This is a genomic window from Streptomyces sp. NPDC005566 (genome assembly GCF_040605575.1).
Taxonomy (GTDB): Bacteria; Actinomycetota; Actinomycetes; order Streptomycetales; family Streptomycetaceae; genus Streptomyces.
This window is the reverse complement of sequence record NZ_JBEXDB010000067.1, coordinates 1-2,015: the sequence shown is the minus strand read 5'-3', so window position 1 is coordinate 2,015 and position 2,015 is coordinate 1. Positions and strand designations below refer to the sequence as shown.

Here is a 2,015-nt window from a genome sequence, read left to right as displayed (position 1 = left end):
CAGGGCTTCGTCGTAGTCGGCTGACATCCGTTTTGTGATCATGCGAGGCCGAGGATCGTGAGAGGGCGGCGGGCGTCGCGTGCGTTGTGGCGGAGGGCGGCGGCGATGTTCTTGACACCACCCAGCCAGAGGGCGCCTATGGCGAGGTTGCGCCAGGTCGCCATGGCCCGGGGAGCGTTCCCGGTCCGCAGCTGTGAGGCGTCCTCGGCGAAGGTGGTGTCGCGGACGTGGTGCAGGACCTCGATCTTCCAGTGGTCGCGGATCAGTGTCGCAACCTGGGGCGGGGCGGCCTGCTCGGCGGTCAGGCTGGTGACCGCATAGACGGTAGCGATGGTGGCCTTGCCGGACTTGCGGTCGGTACGGCGGCGCTTGATCTGGACCGCTTGACGGGCGCCGGGGAAGAGCAGGTGGCTGACGGTGGCGACCTTGATCCGGCGGATCTCGGAGCGGCCGTGGCCGCTGCCCCGGGTGCGGCCCTGGAGCGGAATTTCCTTCCAGGGCATGGACTTGAGCTGCTTGCGCAGCTTCTTCTGGTTGCCTTTGACGATCGCGATGTAGTGGGCCCGGCGGCCCAGGAGGTATCCGGCATGCTCGCGCTGGGTGTGGAGCGCGTCGCTGGTGACCACGGTTCCGGTCAGGTCGGCGACAGTGTCCAACAGCGGCTGGAAGCAGGTGGTCTCGCCGGTCTTCTCACCCACGTCGAGCTGGGCCAGGACCAAGCCGGACGTGTGCTCCAGGGCGGCGAGCAGGTGGACTTTGCGGCCGCGGGCCTTGGCCGCGCCGCGCAGGCTCTTCCCGTCCACTGACAGGCCGCGCAATCCGGAGCTCTCGGGGCGGCGGTCGGCGAGCCAGCCGCCCACGGCCCGGTCCAGCGCGTCGCCGTCGATGCGGGCCAGCAGCCGGCGGACCGTCGCCTCCGCCGGCACCAGCCGCCGCGGCAGTACCGGATCAGGCTGCACGCCGAGCTGTTCCAGCACCTGCGGTGGTGCGTCCGCGATCCACTCACCGACCGCCAGCAGTGAGGTTGCCCCGGCCAACACCGCACACGCGGCCAGCGCGAGCACGACGGCCAGGGCGTGTCGAACCCCGCGCGGATCGCGAGGATCTGGTACCTCGGCCAGCCGTTCCAGCAGACCTGGCACCTCCCCTGGCACAACCTGGAGCCGCTCGCGGAGCTGGTCAAGGGCAGGTGGGATCAGCAATGATGCGTCGGCAGGCACGGTCTTCCAGGCAGGGCACGGGACGTAGAGAACTCCATGATCTTGGAAGCCCGTGCCTGTCCTCTCGCCGAGCCGTCAACCCGGGAGAGCGAAGACCCTGGTCGACCGTCGGTTTCTGCAGAGGACAACTGAGATTCGCCGCGTGATGGCGCTCGCTACAGACCATGGCGCTGCGGCGATGTCCGTTCTACGGGCGACTCCACTCGGAGTTCACCAGTGGCGGACGGGGAGGGTTGCTGTGGTTGCGGTACTCCGCTGCTGTACGCCAACGTCGGTGCTGCTAGAACCGAGGCGCGATAGCTCACGAGTCGGGATGCTTAGATTGGAGAGCCCATGGATCTGCGAGAGTCCCTCGGCGAGGCCGTGGTCGCCCTAAAAACTCCGCTGGGAAGCGCTGATCGCGAGCAGGGTTGGACAGACGAGCTGCGTCGGGAGATCCAGGAAGAGATCTCGGTCAGCCGCTCAATGTTGAGGCGCCCCGGGCCGTGGGCGGTCAGATACCTCCATCCCCGCCTCGATGAGTGGATGGCACGCGAAGGCGTTCAGCCGGGACGCCTCCGTGATGTGGTCATGGAGGCGCAGACTCTCATCATTGGGGCGCGCGATGCGGGCCGCTCACAGTGACAATCTTGAAAACCGTCGTGGCAGCGATGTCACCGTGAGTTCGAATCCCACACCCACCGCCAGGTGAACGGCCCCCGACCAGTCGTTCCCGTGGGGCCAACAGACTCGCTCGAAGCCATGTGGCAAATCCGCGTGAACCGGACAGCACGCGACTACGCCGAAGCCTTGGGT

General features: G+C 67.5%; 3 protein-coding genes. 2 read left to right on the top strand and 1 reads right to left on the bottom strand.

Annotation, left to right across the window (positions count from 1 at the left end; genetic code table 11):
- Positions 1–38: 38 nt before the first annotated feature.
- The gene (locus ABZS61_RS34740; protein ID WP_356430489.1) at positions 39–1,121 is read right to left on the bottom strand and encodes an ISAs1 family transposase; all 1,083 of its coding nucleotides are present in this window, start codon (positions 1,119–1,121) and stop codon (positions 39–41) included.
- Here ABZS61_RS34740 and ABZS61_RS34735 point away from each other — a divergent pair.
- Together ABZS61_RS34735 and ABZS61_RS34730 are read left to right on the top strand one after the other, a co-directional pair.
- The gene (locus ABZS61_RS34735) at positions 1,077–1,205 is read left to right on the top strand and encodes a hypothetical protein (protein WP_356430492.1); all 129 of its coding nucleotides are present in this window, start codon (positions 1,077–1,079) and stop codon (positions 1,203–1,205) included. The two genes, ABZS61_RS34740 and ABZS61_RS34735, sit on opposite strands and share 45 nt — an antisense overlap.
- Positions 1,206–1,553: 348 nt before the next feature.
- Complete coding sequence (locus tag ABZS61_RS34730) at positions 1,554–1,844, top strand: hypothetical protein (protein ID WP_356430486.1); 291 nt, start codon at positions 1,554–1,556, stop codon at positions 1,842–1,844.
- Positions 1,845–2,015 lie beyond the last annotated feature (171 nt).

What these genes read in the sequence shown, in the direction of transcription:
- ABZS61_RS34730 (WP_356430486.1), top strand. Translation starts at nt 1,554, where the DNA reads ATGGATCTGCGAGAGTCCCTCGGCGAGGCCGTGGTCGCCCTAAAAACT.